Source organism: Pseudoalteromonas sp. HM-SA03 (genome assembly GCF_002289345.1).
Taxonomy (GTDB): domain Bacteria; phylum Pseudomonadota; class Gammaproteobacteria; order Enterobacterales; family Alteromonadaceae; genus Pseudoalteromonas.
In genome coordinates this window covers 1-645 of sequence record NZ_NSDG01000003.1, presented here as the reverse complement: position 1 = coordinate 645, position 645 = coordinate 1, and the positions used below count along the sequence as shown (strand labels likewise).

Sequence of the window (645 nt, the reverse complement as noted above, 5' to 3'; positions counted from 1 at the left end):
CGGATTTGAACCGACGACCTTCGGGTTATGAGCCCGACGAGCTACCAGGCTGCTCCATCCCGCGCCTGTATGTTTTTGTGAATCTATTCTTCGTCGGGGACCGACGACCTTCGATTCTTTCCAGGTTTAGCGAGTCCGACGAATGATTTATCATTCTGCTCCATCCCGCGCCTGTATGTTTTTGTGAATCTATTCTTCGTCGGGGACCGACGACCTTCGATTCTTTCCAGGTTTAGCGAGTCCGACGAATGATTTATCATTCTGCTCCATCCCGCGCCTGTATTTGTACTTAATTTTAAGTCTTGTACTTGAGACTCTATACATCCAACTGATGTTGGTTGCGGGAGCCGGATTTGAACCGACGACCTTCGGGTTATGAGCCCGACGAGCTACCAGGCTGCTCCATCCCGCGCCTGTATTTGTACTTAATTTTAAGTCTTGTACTTGAGACTCTATACATCCAACTGATGTTGGTTGCGGGAGCCGGATTTGAACCGACGACCTTCGGGTTATGAGCCCGACGAGCTACCAGGCTGCTCCATCCCGCGCCTGTATATTTTTGTGAATCTATTCTTCGTCGGGGACCGACGACCTTCGACTCTTTCCAGGTTTAGCGAGTCCGACGAATGATTTATCATTCTGCTC

2 tRNA genes are annotated in these 645 nt (G+C 49.9%); both read right to left on the bottom strand.

Going from position 1 to position 645, the window contains the following annotated elements:
• Positions 1 to 335: 335 nt before the first annotated feature.
• Positions 336 to 412: transfer RNA gene (locus tag CKO50_RS00535), tRNA-Met, on the bottom strand.
• A 59-nt stretch (positions 413 to 471) separates the two neighbouring features.
• Positions 472 to 548 (bottom strand) — tRNA-Met (locus CKO50_RS00530).
• Between the last annotated feature and the right edge of the window lie 97 nt (positions 549 to 645).